This window comes from Actinomyces radicidentis, assembly GCF_001553565.1.
GTDB classification, from domain to species: Bacteria; Actinomycetota; Actinomycetes; order Actinomycetales; family Actinomycetaceae; genus Actinomyces; species Actinomyces radicidentis.
Genome location: NZ_CP014228.1, coordinates 2,451,807 through 2,475,292 on the forward strand (window position 1 = coordinate 2,451,807; position 23,486 = coordinate 2,475,292).

The 23,486-nt window shown below is 73.7% G+C and carries 20 protein-coding genes and 1 pseudogene; all 21 read left to right on the plus strand.

The window, feature by feature from the left end:
• Window positions 1–6: 6 nt before the first annotated feature.
• The 21 genes and pseudogenes from ruvX to metK all read left to right on the plus strand — a co-directional run bounded on the left by ruvX (window position 7) and on the right by metK (window position 23,395).
• On the plus strand, window positions 7–483 hold the full coding sequence (gene ruvX, locus AXF14_RS10430) for a Holliday junction resolvase RuvX (protein WP_067943041.1): 477 nt from the start codon (window positions 7–9) through the stop codon (window positions 481–483).
• Window positions 480–1,727: an endolytic transglycosylase MltG gene (gene mltG / locus AXF14_RS10435; protein WP_067943043.1), complete on the plus strand. Its 1,248-nt coding sequence runs from the start codon at window positions 480–482 to the stop codon at window positions 1,725–1,727. The genes ruvX and mltG overlap by 4 nt, the downstream gene beginning before the upstream one ends.
• Before the next feature lie 7 nt (window positions 1,728–1,734).
• A complete protein-coding gene (locus AXF14_RS10440; RefSeq protein ID WP_067943045.1) occupies window positions 1,735–2,721 on the plus strand; it encodes a shikimate dehydrogenase family protein in 987 nt (328 codons plus the stop codon).
• Window positions 2,722–2,784: 63 nt separating this feature from the next.
• Window positions 2,785–4,005: a chorismate synthase gene (gene aroC / locus AXF14_RS10445; RefSeq protein ID WP_067943047.1), complete on the plus strand. Its 1,221-nt coding sequence runs from the start codon at window positions 2,785–2,787 to the stop codon at window positions 4,003–4,005.
• 28 nt (window positions 4,006–4,033) lie between these two features.
• Window positions 4,034–5,962: a 3-dehydroquinate synthase gene (aroB, locus tag AXF14_RS10450; protein WP_067943049.1), complete on the plus strand. Its 1,929-nt coding sequence runs from the start codon at window positions 4,034–4,036 to the stop codon at window positions 5,960–5,962.
• Window positions 5,959–6,498 (plus strand): shikimate kinase, encoded by a 540-nt coding sequence (locus tag AXF14_RS10455; RefSeq protein WP_236755565.1) that lies wholly within the window; start codon window positions 5,959–5,961, stop codon window positions 6,496–6,498. Before aroB ends, AXF14_RS10455 begins: the two co-directional genes overlap by 4 nt.
• Before the next feature lie 156 nt (window positions 6,499–6,654).
• Complete coding sequence (gene efp, locus AXF14_RS10460) at window positions 6,655–7,218, plus strand: elongation factor P (RefSeq protein WP_067943050.1); 564 nt, start codon at window positions 6,655–6,657, stop codon at window positions 7,216–7,218.
• Between the two features lie 382 nt (window positions 7,219–7,600).
• Window positions 7,601–7,957 (plus strand): annotated as a pseudogene (gene nusB / locus AXF14_RS14800) (transcription antitermination factor NusB); the annotation flags it as partial.
• A 146-nt stretch (window positions 7,958–8,103) separates the two neighbouring features.
• Window positions 8,104–9,033, plus strand: a complete 930-nt coding sequence (locus AXF14_RS10470) for an SDR family oxidoreductase (RefSeq protein WP_067943052.1) — start codon at window positions 8,104–8,106, stop codon at window positions 9,031–9,033.
• A 158-nt stretch (window positions 9,034–9,191) separates the two neighbouring features.
• Window positions 9,192–9,815, plus strand: a complete 624-nt coding sequence (pyrR, locus tag AXF14_RS10475; RefSeq protein ID WP_067943054.1) for a bifunctional pyr operon transcriptional regulator/uracil phosphoribosyltransferase PyrR — start codon at window positions 9,192–9,194, stop codon at window positions 9,813–9,815.
• Window positions 9,812–10,804 (plus strand): aspartate carbamoyltransferase catalytic subunit, encoded by a 993-nt coding sequence (locus AXF14_RS10480; protein ID WP_067943056.1) that lies wholly within the window; start codon window positions 9,812–9,814, stop codon window positions 10,802–10,804. Before pyrR ends, AXF14_RS10480 begins: the two co-directional genes overlap by 4 nt.
• The gene (locus AXF14_RS10485) at window positions 10,801–12,120 is read left to right on the plus strand and encodes a dihydroorotase (RefSeq protein ID WP_067943057.1); all 1,320 of its coding nucleotides are present in this window, start codon (window positions 10,801–10,803) and stop codon (window positions 12,118–12,120) included. The genes AXF14_RS10480 and AXF14_RS10485 overlap by 4 nt, the downstream gene beginning before the upstream one ends.
• A gap of 5 nt (window positions 12,121–12,125) precedes the next feature.
• Window positions 12,126–13,415 carry a glutamine-hydrolyzing carbamoyl-phosphate synthase small subunit gene (gene carA / locus AXF14_RS10490; protein ID WP_084355518.1) on the plus strand — a complete coding sequence of 430 codons (1,290 nt, stop codon included), beginning with the start codon at window positions 12,126–12,128 and terminating at the stop codon, window positions 13,413–13,415.
• Window position 13,416: 1 nt separating this feature from the next.
• Window positions 13,417–16,806, plus strand: a complete 3,390-nt coding sequence (gene carB / locus AXF14_RS10495; RefSeq protein ID WP_067943059.1) for a carbamoyl-phosphate synthase large subunit — start codon at window positions 13,417–13,419, stop codon at window positions 16,804–16,806.
• Window positions 16,803–17,702: an orotidine-5'-phosphate decarboxylase gene (gene pyrF, locus AXF14_RS10500; RefSeq protein WP_067943061.1), complete on the plus strand. Its 900-nt coding sequence runs from the start codon at window positions 16,803–16,805 to the stop codon at window positions 17,700–17,702. Before carB ends, pyrF begins: the two co-directional genes overlap by 4 nt.
• Window positions 17,703–17,895: 193 nt before the next feature.
• Entirely contained in the window at window positions 17,896–18,207 is a 312-nt protein-coding gene (gene mihF / locus AXF14_RS10505; protein WP_067943062.1) for an integration host factor, actinobacterial type, read from the plus strand.
• A gap of 67 nt (window positions 18,208–18,274) precedes the next feature.
• Window positions 18,275–18,853: a guanylate kinase gene (gene gmk / locus AXF14_RS10510; RefSeq protein WP_067943064.1), complete on the plus strand. Its 579-nt coding sequence runs from the start codon at window positions 18,275–18,277 to the stop codon at window positions 18,851–18,853.
• Between the two features lie 43 nt (window positions 18,854–18,896).
• Window positions 18,897–19,307, plus strand: coding sequence for a DNA-directed RNA polymerase subunit omega (gene rpoZ, locus AXF14_RS10515; RefSeq protein ID WP_067943066.1), 411 nt, complete (start codon window positions 18,897–18,899; stop codon window positions 19,305–19,307).
• A 44-nt stretch (window positions 19,308–19,351) separates the two neighbouring features.
• A complete protein-coding gene (coaBC, locus tag AXF14_RS10520; protein WP_067943067.1) occupies window positions 19,352–20,701 on the plus strand; it encodes a bifunctional phosphopantothenoylcysteine decarboxylase/phosphopantothenate--cysteine ligase CoaBC in 1,350 nt (449 codons plus the stop codon).
• A 141-nt stretch (window positions 20,702–20,842) separates the two neighbouring features.
• Window positions 20,843–22,117 carry a class I SAM-dependent methyltransferase gene (locus tag AXF14_RS10525; RefSeq protein WP_150118478.1) on the plus strand — a complete coding sequence of 425 codons (1,275 nt, stop codon included), beginning with the start codon at window positions 20,843–20,845 and terminating at the stop codon, window positions 22,115–22,117.
• Window positions 22,118–22,186: 69 nt separating this feature from the next.
• Window positions 22,187–23,395 (plus strand): methionine adenosyltransferase, encoded by a 1,209-nt coding sequence (metK, locus tag AXF14_RS10530; protein ID WP_067943071.1) that lies wholly within the window; start codon window positions 22,187–22,189, stop codon window positions 23,393–23,395.
• The last annotated feature ends 91 nt before the right edge of the window (window positions 23,396–23,486 follow it).

Here is a 23,486-nt window from a genome sequence, read left to right on the forward strand (position 1 = left end):
CCGAGCGTGAGGCCCGGGACCCGGCTCGCCTTCGACGTCGGCAAGGCCCGCGTCGGCGTCGCCCGCTGCGACGCCGAGGCGATCCTCGCCGTCCCCGTCGTCACGCTGCGGCGCGACCGTTACGGCGCCGACCTCGAGGAGGCCGCCGAGCTCGTCGCCGAGCACGACGCGATGGAGGTCGTCGTCGGGCTCCCCAGGCACATGGGCGGGGGCTCCTCCTCGTCCACCAAGGACGCCCGCCGATGGGCGCGCGAGCTCGCCGGGATGATCACCCCGGTGCGCGTCCGGCTCGTCGACGAGCGCCTCACCACCGTCACGGCCCACCAGGCGCTCCACGCCTCGGGCCGCCACGAGAAGGACTTCCGCGGCGTCGTCGACCAGGCGGCCGCCGTCGTCATCCTCAACCAGGCCCTCGAGGCCGAGCGAGCCACCGGGCGCCCCGCCGGTGAGCCCGTCGCACCGACCCAGGGAGGCAGACCATGAGCAGCGACGACCTCTTCGGCACCGAGCCCGAGGACGAGGCCACCGCGGCCGCCGACGACGGCGGCCTCGAGTCCGTGCTCGTCGGCGACGAGGACGCCGCCGAGGACCGGCGCGCCCGTCGCCGCCGCCGCGTGCGCGCCCGCATCATCTCCTTCCTCGTCCTCGCCCTCGTCCTCGCGGGCGTCGCCTACGTCGGCATGCGCGCCCTCGGCTCCGTCCGCGACGTCGCGGCCGAGCAGACGCAGGTCTCCGACTACACCGGCACCGGCGAGGACGACGTCGTCGTCACGATCCCCGACGGCGCCTCCGGATCCGACATCGGCCAGGTCCTCAAGGACGCCGACGTCGTCGTCTCCGTCGGCGCCTTCACCGACGCCTACAACGCCAACGCCCACTCCGGGAACATCCAGGCCGGCACCTACAGCCTCAAGACCCACATGTCGGCCGCCAACGCCGTCGCCGCCCTGCTCGACCCCGCCTCCAAGTCGGACCACACCCTCACCATCCCCGAGGGCTCCACCAAGGCCCAGGTCAAGGAGCGCCTCGTCAGCGTCGGGGGCTTCACCTCGGCCGAGGTCGACGCCGCCTTCAAGGACACCGACGGGATCGGCCTGCCCGACGCCGCGGGCGGCGACGTCGAGGGCTGGCTCGCCCCGTCGAGCTACGACGTCCCCGAGGACGCCGACGCGACCGACGTGGTCGCCTCGATGGTCGCCAAGACCGTGAGCACGCTGAAGTCCCTCGGCATCGACGAGAAGGACTGGGAGAAGGACCTCACCGAGGCCTCGATCGTCGAGCGCGAGGTGTCCTCCTCGACCTACTACGGCCAGGTCGCCCGCGTCATCGAGAACCGGCTCACGCAGAAGGACGCCGAGACCAAGGGCTACCTCCAGATGGACTCCACGGTCCTCTACGGCCTCGGCCGCACCGGGGGCATCCCGAGCAGCGACGAGATCGCCGACAAGTCCAACAAGTACAACACCTACCAGCACGCCGGACTCACCCCGACCCCGATCGGCAGCCCCTCCCAGGAGGCCCTCTCCGCGGTCGCCGACCCGCCGGAGGGCGACTGGCTCTACTTCGTCACCGTGGACCTCGAGAGCGGGGAGACGCTCTTCGCGACGAGCCTCGACGAGCAGAAGAAGAACACGGAGAAGCTGACCGAGTACTGCAAGAAGAACGCCGACGTCTGCTCCGGCTCCACGGCCTCCGCCGACCCGAGCGACGCGGCGACGAAGGGCTGAGGCGGACGTGACGAGCAGCGACGCACCCGTCCGCTTCCGGGCCGGCGTCATCGGCCACCCGGCCGCCCACTCACTCTCACCGGTGCTCCACCGCGCTGCCTACGTCTCGCTCGGGCTGACCGACTGGGAGTACGACCTGCGCGACGTCGAGCCCGCGGGGCTCTCCGAGGTCCTCGCCGAGCTCGCGGCGCCCGCCGGCGACGGCCCGGTCCGCACCGGCCTGTCCGTGACGATGCCGCACAAGCAGGCGATGCTCCCGCGGCTCGACGCCGTCGACCCCCTCGCCTCCATGGTGGGCGCCGCGAACACCGTGGTCGCGCAGCGCTCCGGCCGGGGACCCGCCCTTCTGACAGGCTTCAACACCGACGTCGCCGGCATCGTCGAGTCGCTCCGCGAGACCATGCCCGAGCCGCCGGCGGTCGCCGGCACCGGCTTCGGGCACGCCGACGAGCAGGGCGTCCCCGCGGGGCGCACCGGCCGCCGCGCCGTCGTCATCGGCTCCGGCGCCACCGCCTGCTCCGCCCTCGCGGCCCTCACGGAGCTCGGCGCCACCGACGTCACCGTCGCCGCCCGCCGTCATGCCGGTCCCGGCCGCGCCATGACCGCGGCCCACCGCATGGGCCTCGAGATCGCCACGATCACCTGGCGGCCCGGCGAGGCGGTTTCCGACGAGGAGGTCGCCGAGGCCGTCGCCGACGCCGACCTCGTCGTCTCCACCCTGCCCTCCCACGCCGCCGACACCCTGGGAGCGCCCGTCTCCCGCGCCCTCGAGCGCAACGGCGGCGCCCGGCCCGGCGCCGCGGCCCTCGACGTCGTCTACGCCCCCTGGCCCACCCGGCTCGGCGCCGCCCTCACCGGCGGCGGCGTCGCCGTCGCCCCCGGCTGGCTCATGCTCCTCCACCAGGCCGTTCCCCAGGTCGCCCTCATGACCGGGCACCGTCCGGAGACCGGCCCGATGCGCGAGGCCGTCCTCGCCGCCCTCGCCGAGCGCTGAGCCTCCCGCGACGCGGGCCGGGCGCCGCCCGGGACGACGCCGGGCCTGTGGGATGATCGCCCCATGCTTCGATGGATGACCGCCGGCGAGTCGCACGGCGAGGCCTTGACCGCGCTCATCGAGGGCGTCCCCGCCGGCGTCGACATCACCAGCGAGGACATCCGCTCCGCCCTCGCCCGCCGCCGACTCGGCCACGGGCGCGGCGCCCGCCAGAAGTTCGAGCAGGACCAGCTCGCCGTCCTCGGCGGCATCCGGCACGGCTCCACCATCGGCAGCCCCATCGCCCTCCGGATCGGCAACTCCGAGTGGCCCAAGTGGCGCGACGTCATGAGCGCCGACCCCGTCGACCCCGCCGCCCTCCTCAAGGACGCCGGCACCGGCGACGAGCGCGAGATCGCCCGCAACCGGCCGCTCACGAAGCCCCGCCCCGGGCACGCCGACCTCCCCGGGCTCCTCAAGTACGACCTGGCCGACGCGCGCCCCGTCCTCGAGCGCGCCAGCGCCCGCGAGACCGCCGCCCGCGTCGCCCTCGGCGCCGTCGCGGAGGCCCTCCTCGACCAGGTCGCCGGCATCCGCCTCGTCTCCCACGTCGTGCGCGTCGGCTCCGTCGCCCTGCCCGACGACGCGCCTCGCCCCGTCCCCGACGATGAGGCCCGCCTCTCCGCGGACCCGTGCCGCTGCACCGACCCCGACGTCTCCGCAGCGATGGTCACCGAGATCGACGCCGCCAAGAAGGACGGCGACACCCTCGGCGGCGTCGTCGAGGTCATCGCCGCCGGCGTCCCCATCGGCCTGGGCACCCACGTCGACTCCAGCCGACGGCTCGACGCCCGCCTCGCCGCCGCGCTCATGGGCATCCAGGCCGTCAAGGGCGTCGAGATCGGCGACGGCTTCGCCGAGGCGGCCCGACGCGGCTCCCAGGCCCATGACGAGATCCTCGCCGTGCGCGACGGCGCCGTCACCCGCGCCAGCAACCGCGCCGGCGGCGTCGAGGGCGGCACCTCCAACGGCTCGCCCGTCGTCGTCCGGGCCGCCATCAAGCCCATCTCCACCGTCCCGCGCGCTCTGCGCACCGTCGACCTCGCCACCGGGGAGGAGGCCACCGGCCTCCACCAGCGCTCCGACACGACCGCCGTCGTCCCCGGCGCCGTCATCGCCGAGGCCATGGTCGCGCTCGTCCTGGCCGACGCGCTCCTGGAGAAGACCGGCGGCGACTCCGTCGCCGAGGCACGACGCAACCTCGAGGCCTACCGCGCCCGCCTCGCGGAGCGGACCCAGTGGTGAGCGCGGGAACCGACTGAGGAGAACGCCCGTGTCCAGCCACCGCCCCGCACCCCGTGTCGCCGTCGCCGACGCCGACCTGCCCCTCGTCCTCGTCGGCCTGCCCGGTGCCGGCAAGACGACCGTCGCGCGCCTCCTCGCCTCCGCGCTCGGCGTCCAGGTCACCGACACCGACGCGGAGATCCGCCGCCGGTCCCGCATGACCATCCCGGAGATCTTCGCCAGCGAGGGGGAGGACGGCTTCCGCGACCGCGAGACCCGGGCGCTGCGCGCCGTGCTCGAGTCCGAGGCGGGCGCCCAGGGCGTCATCGCGCTCGGCGGAGGAGCGATCCTCCGCGCGGAGAACCGGGCCATGCTCGCCCCGCGCACGGTCGTGCACCTCTCAGCGACCCCCGAGACGGCCGCGTCCCACGTCGGCGACGGCACCGGACGTCCCCTCGTGTCCCCGGGAACCGACCCCGGCGCCGACTCCGACGCCGCCGAGGCCGCCGCGGAGCACCCCGCCGGCGGGCCCGCCGACCCTGGGGCCGGGCGCGCCGCCGTCCTGGCCCGCATGGAGGCCCTCCACCAGCAGCGCTCCCCGCTGTACGCGGAGGTCGCCGACGTCGTCGTGCCGACGGACGGGCTCACCCCCGAGCAGGTTGCCGCGCTCGTCCTCGTCGCCCTCGGAGCCGACGCGCCCGACACGGCACGCGCCCTGTCAGCGGCGGGCGCCGCCGCCCACCGCATCCACGCCGCCGGCACCGCGGGGAAGGACCCTGCGAGCGCCCCCGCCGCCATCGAGGGGACTGAGGACCCAGTCCTCGTCCCGCCCTCCCGGTCCCTCCGGCCCGACCCCGACGGCCGACTGCGCATCGGCGTGCCCGGAGCCCGTCCCTACGACGTCGTCATCGGGCACGGGCTCGCCGACGAGGTCCTCGCCGGCGTGCGCGCCGCCAAGGGTGCCGGTGCGGGCGGGGTCGCCGTCGTCCACGCCGCCGAGCTCGCCGGAACCACGGACGGCTACCTCGCCGCCCTGCGCGAGGCCGGTCTGCGCGTCGAGGACGTCGTCGTCCCCGGCGGCGAGGCCTCCAAGACCACCGCCGTGCTCGACACGATCTGGGAGGCCCTCGGCGCCATGCGCATGGGCCGCGACGGCTGCGTCGTCGCCGTCGGCGGAGGGGCGACCACCGACCTCGCGGGCTTCGCCGCGGCCACCTGGCTGCGCGGCGTGCCCGTCGTCCAGGTCCCCACGACGCTCCTCGCCATGGTCGACGCCGCCGTCGGAGGCAAGACCGGTATCGACACCGCCCACGGCAAGAACCTCGTCGGCGCCTTCCACGCCCCGACGGCCGTCGTCTGCGACCTCGACGCCCTCGAGACCCTGCCCGCCGACGAGCTGCGCGCTGGCCTCGGCGAGGTCGTCAAGTGCGGCCTCATCGCCGACCCCGTCATCCTCGACCGCGTCCTGTCCGACGCGGACGACGCCGCCGCCCTCACCCGCTGGGACGCCCCCGTCCTCGCCGAGCTCGTCGCCCGCGCCGTGGCCGTCAAGGCCGCCGTCGTGGGCGAGGACCTCACCGAGGCGGGCCTGCGCGAGATCCTCAACTACGGGCACACCTACGCCCACGCCGTCGAGACGGTCTCCGGGTACGCCTGGCGGCACGGCGAGGCCGTCGCCGTCGGCTGCGTCTTCGCCGCCGAGGTCGCCCACCGTCTGGGCCGCCTCGACGCCGACGTCGTCGCGCTCCACCGCGAGGCCTTCGCTGCCGCGGGCCTGCGCACCTCCTTCCCCGAGGGCGCGGGCCGTTTCGAGGACGTGCTCGAGGTCATGCGCTCTGACAAGAAGGTCCGCGCCGGCGTCATCCGCATGGTCCTGCTCGACGAGGTCGCCGTCCCCGCACGGGGCGTCGAGCCCGGCGTCGAGGTGCTGCGCGCCGCTCACGAGTCCGTCACCGCCGAGAAGGGAGCCGCCGCGTGATCACGGCCGCCTGCGACCTCACCGCCTCCGTCGTCCTCGTCGGGGTGCCCGGCGCCGGCTGCTCGAGCGTCTCCGAGGCTCTCGGCGGGCTCACCGGGGCGCCCGTGGCCGACCTCGCCGCCATCGTCGCCGAGGAGCTCGGCACCGCCCCCGAGCTCGCCCTCGTGGCCGTGCCCGAGGCCCGCTACCGCGAGGTCGAGAGCGCGACGGCCCTCGCGCTGCTGTCCGAGGCGACGGCGCGCCCCGGTGTCGTCGCCCTCGGCTCCGGGTGCCTGGCGGACGAGGACGTCGTCGCCGCCCTCGACGAGGTCCGTGGAGCGGACGGACGGGTCGTCGCCCTCACCGCGAGCACGCGCCGGCTGTCCACCCGCAACGGGCTGGACGCGCCGCGCTCGGTCGGGCTGGGCAACGTGCACCACGAGTTCGTCCAGGCCCTCCACGCCCGCGAGGCCCGGTGCCGGGAGGTCGCCGACGCCGTCGTCGACACGAGCGAGACGACGCCCGCCGAGGCGGCTCAGGCGGTCCTGGGGGCCTGAGGGGTCGGGACGCGCGCCCGGGTGCCCCGCGCCGCCGCGGCCCCGGCTCCGCCGTGACCGACCTCGCCCGCCGCCGCCCGGGGCGCGCGGTCGCCGCGCGGTAGACTCGCGAGGTCCCAAGACTTGCAAGTCCCCCCAACAGTGAGGAATCCGCTCGTGGCAACGACGAACGACCTGAAGAACGGCCTGGTTCTCAACATCGAGGGCCAGCTGTGGCAGGTGGTCGAGTTCCAGCACGTCAAGCCGGGCAAGGGCCCCGCCTTCGTGCGCACCAAGCTGAAGAACGTCCTGTCCGGCAAGACCGTGGACAAGACCTTCAACGCCGGCCTCAAGATCGAGACCGCGACCGTCGACCGCCGCGACATGCAGTACTCCTACAAGGACGGCGACGACTTCGTGTTCATGGACATGAGCACCTACGAGCAGACCTACGTTTCCGCCGCCACGGTCGGCGACGCCGCCAAGTACATGCTCGAGGGCCAGGACGTCATCGTCGCCTTCCACGAGGAGAACGTCCTCTTCGTCGAGCTCCCCGCCGCCGTCGTCCTCACCGTCTCCCACACGGAGCCGGGCCTCCAGGGCGACCGCTCCAGCGCCGGCACCAAGCCCGCGACGCTCGAGACCGGCACCGAGATCCAGGTCCCGCTCTTCCTCAACGAGGGCGACAAGGTCAAGGTCGACACCCGCTCGGGCAGCTACATCTCCCGCGTCACCGACTGACGCGCCCCACCGCATGAGCGACACCGAGAACGCCGCCCAGGCCGGGAGCCCCGCCGTCGACACCGACGGCGGGGCCTCCCGCGCCAAGGGCGCTCAGGTCAAGCACACGGTCACGGCCCGCACCAAGGCCCGTCGCCGCGCCGTCGAGATCCTCTTCGAGGCCGACCAGCGAGGTCTTCTGCGCGTCAACAACGCGGAGACCGCGGAGGACGCTCGCGACGACCGCGAGGGCGACGACCGCGACTCCCGGCCCGGTTGGGACCGCGACTTCCGCTCCCGCGAGGAGCGCGAGCGCGAGATCGAGGACCGGATGAACCGCGAGGACTGGTACCTCGTCGAGGACGCGGACGACACCGCGCTGTCCGAGCCCGACGACGAGCGCGAGCCCGCCGAGCGCCTGCGCGAGTTCGCCGCCGAGCGAGCCGTGCACTCCGCGAACCACACCGAGGCCCCCGCCTACGCCCGGGAGGTCCTCACCGGCGTCGCCGACCACCTCGCCGAGGTCGACGACACCATCGAGACCTACGCGCAGGGCTGGACGCTCTCCCGCATGCCCGCCGTGGACCGGGCCATCGCCCGCGTCGCCACGTGGGAGATCGTCTGGAACGACGACGTCGACGCGCCCGTGGCCGTTGACGAGGCCATGACGCTCGCCCGGATGCTCTCCACCGACGAGTCCCCGCGCTACCTCAACGGCCTCCTCGGCCGCATCGGCGACCTCGCCGACACCCTGCGCTGAGCGGACCGGGACCGAGCCGCGGGTCCGAAGAGCCCCGACGACGCCGTCGTTCTCCCTCCGGGGACGACGGCGTCGTCGCTCGCCGGCCCGGTCCGGTCGGCGAGCCCCGGGTGCGGTGGCGCCCGTCACGGGGGCACGATGCCCTCATGACCACGAACTCCTCGAGCCCCGTCGTCGTCGGCGTCACAGGCGCCACCGGCCGCGTCGGCGGCGCCGTCGCCGGGCTCCTCCGCCACGCGCACGTCCACCAGCGACTCATCGTGCGCGACCCCTCCCGCGCGCCCCTGTGGGCCCGCCTCGACCAGGAGCTCACGGCGGTCCGGTCCGACGAGGCCGCTCCCGCAGCACTCCCGACCGCCACCGTGGCCGTCGCCGAGTACGGCGACCTCGCCGCCGCCCGTGCCGCCCTCGAGGGCGTCCGCGTCCTCCTCATGGTCTCCGCCGCCGAGTCCGAGGACCGCCTCGAGCAGCACCGGACGCTCATCGACGCCGCACGCCTCGCCGGCGTCGAGCACGTCGTCTACACGAGCTTCCTCGGCGCGGCCCCCGACGCCACCTTCACCCTCGCGCGCGACCACTGGGCCACGGAGGAGCACCTGCGCCGCTCGGGCATGACCTGGACGATGCTGCGCGACTCCTTCTACCTGGACTTCCTGCCCGACCTCGCCGTCGACGGCGTCATCGCCGGGCCCGCGGGGGAGGGGCGCGTCGGCGCCGTCGCCCGCGCCGACGTCGCGCGGGCCGCCTCGGCCGTCCTCCTCGACGTCGTCACCGGCTCCTCCCGGCACGACGGCGCCACCTACGAGCTCACCGGTCCCGCGGCCCTCACCCTCGCCGAGGCCGCGCACACGATCTCCGAGGTCACCGGCATCCCCACCGCCTACCGCGAGGAGAGCGTCGAGGAGGCCTACGCCTCGCGCACCTCGTACGACGCACCGCAGTGGCAGCTCGACGCCTGGGTGTCGACGTACACCGCCATCGCCTCAGGTGAGCTGGCGGCGGTCACCGACGACGTCCGCCGCCTCACCAGCCGAGCCCCTCTCTCGCTCGAGCAGCTCCTCCGGGGCGATTCCTGATGAACTGCATACATATGCACCTACATGCGTGAAGTTGCTCACGAGTGCGTCCACGACGGCGGCCCCGGTGCCCGTGCCCTGAGCGGAGGCGCTACCATCGGGGCCGTCAGACATCCTTGAAGCCCGTCCCGTGAGGCGGGGAAGGAGGTCCACGCACCGTGGCCGAACCGCAGCCCACCGGGAAGCAGATCCTCGGAGCCCCCGAGATCGCACGCTCCCTCTTCCGCATCGCGCACGAGATCATCGAGCGCAACCGAGGACTGGACGACGTCGTCCTCCTCGGCATCCCCTCGGCCGGTGTGCCGCTTGCCCAGCGCCTGAGCGAGGCCCTCGCCCACGCCGCCGCCGAGGACGCCCGCCTCGCCGGGATCCCCGGGCCCGAGCGCGTCCCCGTCGGAACGCTCGACATCACGATGTACCGCGACGACCTCGGCCGCCACCCGATTCGCGTCCCCCAGCCGACCCGGATCCCGGGGGAGACCCTCGAGGGCAGGACGGTCATCCTCGTCGACGACGTCCTCTACTCCGGCCGCACCATCCGCGCCGCCCTCGACGCCCTCGGCTCCATCGGACGCGCCGACGCCGTCCAGCTCGCCGTCCTCGTCGACCGCGGCCACCGCGAGCTCCCCATCCGCGCCGACTACGTCGGCAAGAACCTGCCGACCGCCCGCACCGAGAAGGTCGTCGTCTCCCTCACCGAGCTCGGCGCCGCCGACGACGCCGTCACCATCCAGGCGAGCGCCTTCGCCGCCGCCGAGGCCGACGAGGAGGCCACCCGATGAAGCACCTGCTCTCCGCCAAGGACCTGAGCCGCCAGGACGCCCTCCAGCTCCTCGACACCGCCGAGGCCATGGCCGCCACCCAGCGCCACGCCGTCAAGAAGCTCCCGACGCTGCGCGGCAAGACCGTCGTCAACCTCTTCTTCGAGGACTCGACCCGCACCCGCCTCTCCTTCGAGGCGGCCGCCAAGCGCCTGAGCGCCGACGTCATCAACTTCTCCGCCAAGGGCTCCAGCGTCTCCAAGGGCGAGTCCCTCAAGGACACCGCCCAGACGATCATGGCCATGGGCGCCGACGCGGTCGTCGTCCGGCACAGCGCCGACGGCGCCGCCCACCTCCTCGCCCACGCGGGCTGGATCGACGTCCCCGTCCTCAACGCCGGCGACGGCAAGCACCAGCACCCCACCCAGGCGCTCCTCGACGCCATGACCCTGCGCCGCTGGTACGTCCCCGGCCAGCCCGCCGGCGCCGCCGACGGGTCCCCCGCCCCGGCCGGCCGCGACCTGGAGGGGGCCGAGGTCGTCATCGTCGGCGACGTCCTCCACTCCCGCGTCGCCCGCTCCAACGTCGACCTGCTCACCACCCTCGGCGCGCACGTCACCCTCGTCGCCCCGCCCACGCTCCTGCCCGTCGGCATGGAGTCCTGGACCTGCGACGTCTCCTACGACCTGGACGAGACCATCGCGGCCGTCCGCCCGGACGCCGTCATGATGCTGCGCGTCCAGCGCGAGCGCATGAGCGCCGCCGGCGGCGGCTTCTTCCCGAGCCCCGCCGAGTACTCCCACGCCTACGGCCTCAACCTCGCACGCCGCGAGGCCATGCCCGAGCACGCCATCGTCATGCACCCCGGCCCGATGAACCGCGGCCTGGAGATCACCGCCGAGGCCGCCGACGACCCGCGCTCGCGCGTCATCGAGCAGGTCGGCAACGGCGTCTCCGTCCGCATGGCCGCCCTCTACCTCCTCCTCGCCGACGAAGGGAACCAGCTGTGACCTCCCACCTCCTCACCGGAGTCCGCCCCTACGGCGAGGACGCCGTCGACATCCTCGTCACCGACGGCGTCATCGCCGCCGTCGGCGCCGACGGCGCCGACCAGGCGCCCGAGGACGTCGTCCGTCACGACCTCGCCGGACTCGTGGCCCTGCCCGGCCTCGTCGACCTGCACACCCACCTGCGCGAGCCCGGCGGCGAGTCCGCCGAGACGGTCCTGTCCGGCACACGCGCCGCCGCCGCCGGCGGCTACACGGCCGTGTTCGCCATGGCCAACACCGACCCCGTCCAGGACAACGCCGGCGTCGTCGAGCAGGTCCTGCGCCTGGGGCACGAGGCCGGCTACGTCGACGTCCACCCCATCGGCGCCGTCAGCCAGGGGCGCAAGGGCGAGCACCTCTCCGAGATGGGCGCCATGGCGCAGTCCGCCGCCCACGTGCGCGTCTTCTCCGACGACGGCTCCTGCGTCTCCGACCCCGTCCTCATGCGCCGGGCCCTGGAGTACGTCAAGGCCTTCGACGGCGTCATCGCCCAGCACGCCCAGGACCCCCGCCTCACCGAGGGCGCCCAGATGCACGAGGGCGCCGTCTCCGCGGAGCTCGGCCTGCGCGGCTGGCCCGCCGTCGCCGAGGAGTCGGTCATCGCCCGCGACGTCCTCCTCGCCGAGCACGTCGGGTCCCGCCTCCACGTCTGCCACGTCTCCACCGCCGGCAGCGTCGACATCATCCGCTGGGCCAAGGGCCGCGGCATCGACGTCACTGCCGAGGTCACCCCCCACCACCTCCTCCTCACCGACGAGATGGCGCGCACCTACTCGCCCCTGTACAAGGTCAACCCGCCGCTGCGCACCGCGGACGACGTCGAGGCCCTGCGCGAGGCGCTCGCCGACGGCACCATCGACGTCATCGGCACCGACCACGCGCCCCACCCGCTGGAGTCCAAGGACTGCGAGTGGCAGGCCGGCGCCTTCGGCATGACCGGGCTCGAGACGGCCCTGTCCGTCCTCATCGAGACGATGGTCGCCCCCGGCCGCATGAGCTGGCGCGACCTCGCCCGGGTCATGTCCACCGCCCCCGCCCTCATCGGCCGCGCCGCCGACCAGGGCCAGGGCCTCGAGGTCGGCGCCCCGGCCAACATCGCCGTCGTCGACCCCGAGGTGCGCCGCACCGTGGACCCGCGGGCCCAGTGGACGCACTCGACCAACACCCCGTACGCGGGGATGGAGCTGCCCGGCAAGGTGGTCGCCACCTTCCTGCACGGGCGGCCCACCGTCCTGGACGGCGAGCCCGTCGCCCACCCGACCGACCAGGAGGACTGAGTCGCATGACCTCCCCCGCCAGCACCACCGAGGGTCCCACGGCCCGTTCCACGAGCGCGCGGGGGACCGCGCTGCTCGTCCTCGAGGACGGCTACGTCCTGCGCGGACGCGCCTACGGCGCCACGGGGCGGACGGTCGGTGAGATCGTCTTCAACACCGGCATGACCGGCTACCAGGAGACCCTCACCGACCCGTCCTACCACCGCCAGATCGTCGTTCAGACGGCACCGCACATCGGCAACACAGGCGTCAACGACGAGGACCCCGAGTCCGCCCGCATCTGGGTGGCCGGCTACGTCGTCCGCGACCCCGCCCGCCGCGCCTCCTCCTGGCGCGCCCGCCGCGAGCTGGAGGACGATCTCGCCGCCTCCGACGTCGTCGGGATCTGCGAGGTCGACACCCGCGCGCTCACCCGTCACCTGCGCGAGAGGGGCGCCATGCGCGCCGGCATCTTCTCCGGTGACGCCCTGCCCGCCGGGGCCGCCGACGCCGCAGGGCCCTCCCAGGCCGCCGTCGACGTCTGCCTCGGCACCGTCCGCGCCGAGCCGGAGATGACCGGCCAGGCCCTCGCCGCCGAGGTCTCCACCCCCGAGGGCTACGTCGTCGAGCCCTCCGGCGAGTACGAGGGCCGCGAGCCGGTCGCCGTCGTCGCCGCCATCGACCTCGGCATCAAGGCCCGCACCCCCTGGCAGCTCGCCGAGCGCGGCGTGCGCGTCCACGTCCTGCCCCAGTCGGCCACCTTCGACGAGGTGCTCGCCCTGAGCCCCGACGGCGTCTTCTTCTCCAACGGCCCGGGCGACCCCGGCACCGCCACGAGCGAGGTCGAGCTGCTGCGCGGCGTCCTCGACGCCCGGATCCCCTTCTTCGGGATCTGCCTCGGCAACCAGATCCTCGGCCGGGCCCTGGGCTACGGGACCTACAAGCTCGCCTACGGCCACCGCGGCGTCAACCAGCCGGTCCTCGACCGCGCCACCGGCCGCGTCGAGATCACCGCCCACAACCACGGCTTCGCCGTCGACGCCCCCGCCGACGCGCCGTCGGTCGCCCCCTACGACGACGGCCGCTACGGACGCGTCGAGGTCTCCCACACGGACCTCAACGACGGCGTCGTCGAGGGCCTGCGCGCCCTCGACCTGCCCGCCTTCTCCGTCCAGTACCACCCCGAGGCCGCCGCCGGCCCCCACGACGGCGAGCACCTCTTCGACCGCTTCATCCGCCTCATGCGCGAGAACCGCGAGGCCACCGCGACCGACCCGACCGCCGCGCCCACCGCGCCGGCGGGGGAGGAGAACTGACATGCCCCTGCGGAACGACATCGGCTCCGTCCTCGTCATCGGCTCCGGCCCCATCGTCATCGGCCAGGCCTGCGAGTTCGACTACTCCGGCACCCAGGCCTGCCGCGTCCTGCGCTCCGAGGGCATCCGCGTCATCCTCGTCAACTCCAACCCGGCGACGATCATGACCGACCCCGACGTCGCCGACGCCACCTACATCGAGCCCATCACCACCGAGGTCCTCACCTCCATCATCGCCAAGGAGCGCCCCGACGCCCTCCTGCCGACCCTCGGCGGGCAGACCGCTCTCAACGCTGCCATGAGCCTCGTCGAGGCGGGCGTCCTCGAGCGATACGACGTCGAGCTCATCGGCGCCAACGCCGACGCGATCAACGCGGGCGAGGACCGGGACGAGTTCAAGAAGGTCGTCGAGCGCTGCGGCGCCGAGGTGGCCCGCTCCGTCATCTGCCACTCCATGGCCGACTGCCACGCCGGCGTCGCCGAGCTCGGCGGCTACCCCGTCGTCGTGCGTCCCTCCTTCACCATGGGCGGCCTCGGCTCCGGCATCGCCTTCGACGAGGCCGACCTCGAGCGCATCGCGGGCTCCGGCCTCGCCGCCTCCCGAACCACCGAGGTCCTCCTCGAGGAGTCCATCCTCGGCTGGAAGGAGTACGAGCTCGAGCTCATGCGCGACAAGGCGGACAACGTCGTCGTCGTGTGCACCATCGAGAACCTCGACCCCGTCGGCGTCCACACCGGCGACTCCATCACCGTCGCCCCCTCGCTCACCCTCACCGACCGCGAGATGCAGCGCCTGCGCGACATCGGCATCGCCGTCATCCGCGAGGTCGGCGTCGACACCGGCGGCTGCAACATCCAGTTCGCCATCGACCCGTCCAGCGGCCGCATCATCGTCATCGAGATGAACCCGCGCGTCTCGCGCTCCTCCGCCCTGGCCTCCAAGGCCACGGGCTTCCCGATCGCCAAGATCGCCGCGCGCCTCGCCGTCGGCTACACCCTCGACGAGATCCCCAACGACATCACGGGCTCCACGCCCGCCTCCTTCGAGCCCACGCTCGACTACGTCGTCGTCAAGGTCCCGCGCTTCGCCTTCGAGAAGTTCCGCGGCGCGGACCCGCTGCTCACCACCACGATGAAGTCCGTCGGCGAGGCCATGGCCATCGGGCGGTCCTTCACCGAGGCCCTCCAGAAGGCCATGCGCTCCATCGACAAGAAGGGCACCGTCTTCTCCTGGGCCGGGGACAAGCCCGACGCCGAGGAGACCGCCGCGCTCCTGGAGTCGGTCCGGACGCCCACCGAGCACCGCATCCTCGACGTCCAGCGCGCCATCCGCGGCGGCGCCACCGTCGAGCAGCTGTTCGAGGCCACCAGGATCGACCCCTGGTTCCTCGACCAGATGGTCCTGCTCCAGGAGGTCGCCGAGGAGGTCCAGGAGGCCCCGGCCCTCACCGCCGAGCTCCTCGCCACCGCCAAGCGCCACGGCTTCTCCGACCAGCAGATCGGCGACCTGCGCTCCCTCTCCGAGGACACCGTCCGCGAGGTCCGCCACGCCTTCGGGCTGCGCCCGGTCTACAAGACCGTCGACACCTGCGCCGCCGAGTTCGCCGCGCGCACGCCCTACCACTACTCGTCCTACGACATGGAGACCGAGGTCGCCCTGCGCGAGCGCGAGGCCGTCATCATCCTGGGCTCCGGCCCCAACCGCATCGGCCAGGGCATCGAGTTCGACTACTCCTGCGTCCACGCCACCATGGCGCTCGCCGAGCAGTACGAGACCGTCATGGTCAACTGCAACCCGGAGACCGTCTCCACCGACTACGACGTCTCCGACCGCCTGTACTTCGAGCCCCTGACCTTCGAGGACGTCATGGAGGTCTACGACGCCGAGCGCGCCGCCGGCCCCGTCGCCGGCGTCGTCGTCCAGCTCGGTGGCCAGACCCCGCTGTCACTGGCCCGCCGCCTCAAGGCCGCGGGCGTCCCGGTCCTCGGCACCAGCCCCGAGGCCATCGACGCCGCGGAGGACCGTCAGGTCTTCGGCGTCGTCCTCGAGCAGGCGGGCCTGCCCGCCCCCGAGCACGGCACCGCCCTCACCGACGACCAGTCCCACGCCGCCGCCGAGGGCATCGGCTACCCCGTCCTCGTCCGCCCCAGCTACGTGCTCGGCGGCCGCGGCATGGAGATCGTCTACGACCGCGACGGCCTCACCGACTACCTCGCCCGCGCCGGCGCGGAGCCCGGCGGCGCCTACGCCAACGGCCCGCTCCTCATCGACCGCTTCCTCGACGACGCCATCGAGATCGACGTCGACGCCCTCTACGACGGCGCCGAGCTCTTCCTCGGCGGCGTCATGGAGCACATCGAGGAGGCCGGCATCCACTCGGGCGACTCCGCCTGCGTCCTGCCGCCGATGACCCTCTCGGACACGGAGATCGCCCGCATCCGCCGCTCGACCGAGGCGATCGCCGCGGGCGTCGGGGTGCGCGGCCTCATCAACATCCAGTACGCGCTCATGAGCGACACGCTCTACGTCATCGAGGCGAACCCGCGCGCGAGCCGCACGGTCCCCTTCGTCTCCAAGGCGACCGGCGTCCAGCTCGCCAAGGCCGCCGCCCGTCTCATGGCGGGGGAGTCCATCGTCGAGCTCAGGGCCGCCGGCGTCCTGCCCGAGGAGGACGCCTCCGTCTCCGACCCCTTCGACCCGATCGCGGTCAAGGAGGCCGTCCTGCCCTTCAAGCGCTTCCGCACGGGCACCGGCCAGGTCGTCGACACGATCCTCGGCCCCGAGATGCGCTCGACGGGCGAGGTCATGGGATACGACGTCGACTTCCCGCGCGCCTTCGCCAAGTCCCAGGCCGGTGCCTACGGCGGCCTGCCCACCGGCGGCACCGTCTTCGTCTCCGTCGCCGACCGCGACAAGCGAGCCATCGTCATGCCCGTCGCCCGGCTCGCCGAGCTCGGCTTCGGGATCCTCGCCACCAGCGGCACCGCGCAGGTCCTGCGCCGCAACGGCATCCCCGCCACCGCGGTCCGCAAGATCTCCGAGGGCGCCGGCGCCAACGGCGAGGAGACGATCGCCGGGCTCATCGCCTCCGGCACCGTCGACATGGTCGTCAACACCCCCAAGGGCCAGGGCGCCCGCGCCGACGGCTACGCGATCCGAGAGGCCACGACGAGCGCCGACAAGCCCATCATCACCACGGTCCAGGAGCTCCAGGCCGCCGTCCAGGCGATCGAGGCCCAGCTGCACGGCGGCTTCGCCGTGCGCAGCCTCCAGGAGCACGACGCCGACCGCGTCGAGCGCGCCGAGTCCGGCGTCCTGTCCGGCGACTGGATCATCACCGACGCCGAGAGCGTCCGCACCATCACCACCATCGAGAGCGAGCACGCATGAGCGACGGCCTCACCAACGAGGTCCGCGAGGACCTGCCCGGCACCCTGCCCTTCGGGGCCCGTCTGGCCGAGGCCATGGACGAGCGCGGCCCCCTGTGCGTCGGCATCGACCCGCACGGGGCGCTCCTGGAGTCCTGGGGCCTGCCGGACACGCCGGCCGGCCTGCGCGACTTCGCCCTGCGCGTCGTCGACGCCGTCGGCGGGCGCGTCGCCGCGGTCAAGCCCCAGTCGGCGTTCTTCGAGCGGCACGGCTCCGCCGGCGTCGCCGTCCTCGAGGAGACCCTCGCGGCCGTGCGCGAGGCGGGGACCCTGTCCATCCTCGACGTCAAGCGCGGCGACATCGGCTCCACCATGGGCGGCTACGCCCAGGCCTACCTCGCCGACGGCGCCCCGCTCGCCGCCGACGCCATCACCGTCTCGCCCTACCTCGGCTACGGCTCGCTCGCCCCGGCGCTCGACCTGGCCGCGCAGACCGGCCGCGGCGTCTTCGTCCTCGCGCTCACCTCGAATCCGGAGGGGGCCTCGGTGCAGCACGCGGTGGGGGAGTCGGAGCGCTCCGTCGCGCGCTCCGTCGTCGAGGGCGCGGCCGGCTCCAACGCGGTCGCGCGCGCGGCCGGGACGCTCGGCAGCGTCGGCCTCGTCGTCGGCGCCACGATCGGCGACGCCGTCGACCGGCTCGGGATCGACCTGGCCGCGGCCAACGCGCCCCTGCTCGCCCCCGGCGTCGGCGCCCAGGGCGCCGGGGCCGCCGAGCTCGAGGCCGTCTTCGGGGCGGCCCGCCGCAACGTCCTCGCGTCGACCTCCAGGGGCGTGCTGCGCGCCGGCCCGGACGCGGCGGACCTGCGCGAGGCCGCGAGGACCGCGACGGACCAGGCGGCGCGCGCGCTGCGCGCCTGACGAGCGACCCGCACTAGCACGCCAGGTGCGACCCTCGCCACACCGCGAGGCCCTGAGCAGCGGGGTCGCCTCCGGAAACCGTCGGAGACGACCCCGCTGCGGCGCCCACGCCGGGCGTTCGGCCCCCGAAGGCCGGGTTCGCACCGTATCCTTGCCTCGTCCGACGATTGTCTATCGACGAAGGAGACCGGCCATGGCGCTGCCTGTGCTCACCCAGGAGCAGCGAGCCGACGCCCTCGCCCGGGCCGCACGGGCCCGCACCCGCCGCGCCGAGGTCAAGGTGTCCCTCAAGAACGGCTCCATGCGCCTGTCGGAGTTCCTCGACGCCGCGAAGGACGACGAGGTCCTCGGCAAGATGAAGGTCGTCTCCCTCCTCCAGTCCATGCCCCGCGTCGGCGCCACCACCGCCGGCGCCGTCATGGCCGAGGTCGGCATCTCCTCCTCCCGCCGCGTCCGCGGCCTGGGCGCCCACCAGCGCGCCGAGCTCGTCCGCCGCTTCGGCTGAGCGTGAGCCTCGCGACGGTGCCCCTCCCCGTCTTCGTCAGCGCCGCCGCGTGAGCGATGATCGGGTCATGAGCGCGCCCACCCCGTCCCGAGCCCCCCGCCTCACCGTCGTCGCCGGTCCCACCGCCGTCGGCAAGGGGACGATCGTGGCCGAGCTGCGCCGCCGCCACCCCGAGCTCTTCATCTCCGTCTCCGCGACCACCCGCTTGCCCCGCCCCGGCGAGGTCGACGGGGTGCACTACCACTTCGTCTCCGACGAGCAGTTCGACCGCCTCGTCGCCGACGGCCAGATGCTCGAGTGGGCCCTCGTCCACGGCCAGAACCGCTACGGGACGCCCCGCGGCCCGGTCCAGGGCGAGCTCGACGCCGGGCGCCCGGCCCTCCTCGAGATCGACCTCGCCGGCGCCCGTCAGGTCCGCCACTCCATGCCGGAGGCGCAGCTCGTGTTCATCGCGCCGCCCTCCTGGGACGAGCTCGTCTCCCGGCTCGTCGGGCGCGGCACCGAGGGCGAGGCCGAGCGGGAGCGGCGACTGGCCACCGCCCGGGTCGAGATGGACGCGGCCGATGAGTTCGACCGGGTCATCGTCAACGACACCGTGGCGCGTGCCACGGACGAGCTCGAGGAGCTCCTCGGCCTGGCGGGCTAGACTGTCACGGTTGCAACCGCGTCCACGAAAGCAGGAGAAGCACATGCTCGGAACCTCCGCTCAGCCCGAGGGCATCACCAACCCGCCCATCGACGAGCTGCTCGAGAAGGTCGACTCCAAGTACGCGCTCGTGGTGGAGGCCGCCAAGCGCGCCCGCCAGATCAACAGCTACACCCAGCAGCTCGAGGACAACCAGTTCGACTACTTCGGCCCCCTCGTCGAGACCGAGGCCGAGGAGAAGCCGCTCGGCATCGCCCTGCGCGAGATCGCCGGCGACAAGCTCGAGGTCATCCCCGGCGACGAGGCCCGCGCCCGCCGCGCCGAGGCCGAGGCCGCCCGCCAGGCCGCCGAGGAGGACATGTTCGCCGACATCTCCCTCGACTCCCCGATCACGCTGGGCGACGAGGGCCAGGACGGCGGCACCGCCACGTCCCTGGACGACATCCAGTTCTGACACCCGGCCGGGCCCAGCCCACCGGAACGAGGAGCGACCGAGCCATGAGCAGCTCGCCCCAGCGCGCCGCGACCCCCACGGGGACGCGGCGCGTTGTCGTCGGCGTCTCCGGGTCCATCGCGGCCTACAAGGCGCCCTTCGTCGTCCGCCTGCTGCGGGCCGCCGGCCACGAGGTCCGCGTCGTTCCGACCGAGGCCGCCCTGCGCTTCATCGGCGCCCCGGCGCTCGCCGCCGTCTCCGGGCACCCGGTCGACACGGGCGTCTTCGACGACCCGGCCGCCGTCGAGCACGTCGCCGTGGGGGAGTGGGCCGAGCTCGTCCTCATCGCACCCGCCAGCGCGGACCTCCTCGCGCGCCTGGCCGCCGGCCGCGCCGACGACCTCCTCACCGCCACGGTCCTCACGACGACGGCGCCCGTCGTCGTCGCCCCGGCCATGCACACCCAGATGTGGCTCAACCCCGCCACCGTCGAGAACGTCGCCACGCTGCGCCGTCGCGGGGTCACCGTCATCGAGCCGGACTCCGGCCGCCTCACCGGGGCCGACTCCGGCGTCGGCCGCTTCCCCGAGCCCGAGCGCGTGGTCGCCGAGGCACTCGCCGTGCTCGGGGGCGACGGCGCCCCGCGTGCCGGCGCTCCGGCGGCGCTCACGGACCAGGACCTCGCTGGACGGCACGTCGTCGTCTCGGCGGGCGGCACCCGCGAGCCCCTCGACCCGGTCCGCTTCCTCGGCAACCGCTCCTCGGGGCGCCTCGGCACCCTCATCGCCGCCGAGGCCGCGCGGCACGGCGCCCGCGCCACCCTCGTCGCCGCCAACGTCGGCTCCGACGTGCTCGCCCTGCTGCCCGCAGGCGTCGAGGTCGTTCCCGTCGGCACCGCCCTCGAGCTCGAGGCCGCCGTCCGCACCGCATGCGCGGACGCCGCCGCCGTCGTCATGACCGCCGCCGTCGCCGACTTCCGCCCCGCCGTCGTCTCCGGCACCAAGATCAAGAAGCACGGCCTCGACGGGGACGGCGCAGGGCATGGCGGAGCGTCGGGCGCTGCGAAGGGAGACGCGCGCCCGGCGCCCATCGAGCTCGTCGAGAACCCCGACGTGCTCGCCGGCCTCGTTACCCGCCCGCCGCGCACCGACGGCGGGCGCACCCTCGTCGTCGGCTTCGCCGCGGAGACCGGCGACGCCACCGGTGACGTCCTCGCCCACGGCGCCGCCAAGGCCCGCCGCAAGGGCGCCGACCTGCTCGCCGTCAACGCCGTCGGCGACGGCGTCGGCTTCGGTGACGTCGACTCCGCCGTCGTCGTGCTCGACCGCGACGGCGCGGAGGTGGCTCGGGCGGCCGGCTCCAAGGGCCACATCGCCGCTGGCCTCGTCAACCTGATCGCGGCGCGTCTGGCCTGACTATCTTCTCACCCGGGACCACCCGGTCCGGGAGGTGAGACCCGTGCCTATGGTGGCCGTGAGGGCCGACCGCGCGGCGGCCCTCGGAAACCGGCACCGCGCGCGGAAGTGACCTGCATGACCCGAGCGTCCACCAGAGAGATGACCGTCGCCGAGATGATCGAGGCGGTGCTGCGCCCGCCCCTGCCGGTGCGCTTCACCGGCTACGACGGCAGCTCGACGGGACCCGAGGACGCGACCGTCACCTTCCACGTCGTCCGCCCCCGCGCCATCCGCTACGCCCTCACCGCCCCCGGCGACCTCGGCCTCGCCCGCGCCTACCTCATGGGCGACATCACCACTGAGGGCGTCGAGCCAGGCAACCCCTACGAGGCCTTCGGCGACCTCGAGAAGCTCAAGCACTGCCTGCGCCGCCCCTCGGCCTCCCAGGCCCGCCGGATGCTCGCCACCGTCGGCGTGCGCAACCTGCGCACCCCCGAGATCCCCGAGACCGAGGCCGACCCCATGTGGAAGCGCACCCTCAAGGGACTGCGCCCCCACTCCGAGAGGGCCGACTCCGAGACCGTCTCCTCCCACTACGACCGCTCCAACGCCTACTACCGGCTCGTGCTCGGTCCCTCGATGACCTACACCTGCGCCTGCTTCGAGGACTCCTCCGACTCGCTCGAGGACGCCGAGTGGAACAAGATCCGGCTCGTCCTCGACAAGCTCGACCTCCAGCCCGGTCAGCGGCTCCTCGACATCGGCTGCGGCTGGGGCAGCGTCCTCGTCGCAGCGGCGCGCAGGGGGATCAAGGGCATCGGCGTCACCCTGTCGGCCGCCCAGGCCTCCTACGCCAACGCGTGGCTCCAGCGGGAGGGCCTCGACCACCTCGCCGAGGCCCGCGTCATGGACTACCGGGAGATCCCCGAGAGGGACTTCGACGGGATCTGCTCGCTCGGCATGATGGAGCACGTCGGGGTGCGGCACTACGACGAGTACTTCGCCAAGATGTTCGCGATGCTCCGCCCCGGCGGCCGCCTCCTCAACCACCAGATCACCCGCCGCGACGCCCGTCAGGGCAACCGCGCCGGCGCCTTCATCGACCGGTACGTCTTCCCCGACGGCGAGCTCGCCTCGCCCGGCGTCGTGCACCGCCACCTCGAGGACTCCGGGCTCGAGGTCGTCCACGAGGAGAACCTCCGCCAGCACTACGCCTGGACCCTGCAGCACTGGTGCGAGAACCTCCAGGAGCACTGGGACGAGGCCGTCGAGGCCGTCGGACCGCAGACGCCCCTCCTGTGGGGCCTGTACATGGCGGGCTCACGGTGGAACTTCGAGCGCAACAACATCCAGATCCACCAGTTCCTCGCCGTCCGCCCCACCGACGACCCCAAGGGCCACTACTACCCCCAGCGTCCCTGGTGGCGGGCCTGACAGCCGCGCCGCCCGCCGCACCCCTTAGACTCCACTGAGCCCACTACCGCACCGAGGACCGACACCGACATGGCATCCAGCTCTCTCCGCCTCTTCACCTCCGAGTCCGTCACCGAGGGACACCCCGACAAGGTCTGCGACCGCGTCTCGGACTCCATCCTCGACGCGATCCTTGAGCAGGACCCCCACGCGCACGTCGCCGTCGAGACCATGGTGACCACCGGCCTCGTCCACGTCGCCGGCGAGGTCACCACCTCCGCCTACGTCGAGATCCCCGAGATCGTCCGATCCGAGATCGTCGCCATCGGGTACGACTCCTCCGACGTGTGCTTCGACGGCACCTCCTGCGGCGTCTCCGTCTCCATCGGCCAGCAGTCGCCCGACATCGCCGCCGGCGTCGACAAGGCTCTCGAGGTCCGCGACGACTCCGGCGACATCGACCCCCTCGACTTCCAGGGCGCCGGCGACCAGGGCCTCATGTTCGGCTACGCGTGCACGGACACCGCCGAGCTCATGCCGCTGCCGATCCACCTCGCCCACCGTCTCGCCGAGCGCCTCACCGCCGTGCGCAAGCAGGGGATCGTCGAGGGCCTGCGCCCCGACGGCAAGACCCAGGTCACCATCGGCTACGACGGGAACGACGCCGTCACGCTCGAGAACGTCGTCGTCTCCACCCAGCACGACGCCGACCGCAGCCGGGCCTGGCTCACCGAGGCCCTCACCCGCGAGGTCATCCGCCCCGTCCTCGAGGCCGAGGAGGCCAAGGGACTCACGCTGGCCACCGCCGACGCCGAGGTCCTCGTCAACCCGTCGGGCCAGTTCGTCATCGGCGGCCCCGCCGGCGACGCCGGCCTCACCGGCCGCAAGATCATCGTCGACACCTACGGCGGCATGGCCCGCCACGGCGGCGGCGCCTTCTCCGGGAAGGACCCGTCGAAGGTCGACCGCTCCGCCGCCTACGCGATGCGCTGGGTCGCCAAGAACGTCGTCGCCGCCGGCCTCGCCGAGCGCTGCGAGATCCAGGTCGCCTACGCGATCGGCTCCGCGCGCCCCGTCGGCGTCTACGTCGAGACCTTCGGCACCGAGAAGGTGCCGGTCGCCTCGATCCAGGCCGCCGTCGACGAGGTCTTCGACCTGCGCCCGGCCGCGATCATCCGCGACCTGGACCTGCTCCACCCGATCTACCGGGCGACGAGCGCCTACGGCCACTTCGGCCGCCCGGGCTTCACCTGGGAGGAGACGAACCGCGTCGAGGCTCTCCGCGCCGCCGTCGCGTGAGGAACGTCTGACCGCCCGACCCACGAGCCCGCCGCCCGTCGAGAGCGCCGCGCCCGAACGGGGCCACCCCACCCGGACCGTCACGGTCCCG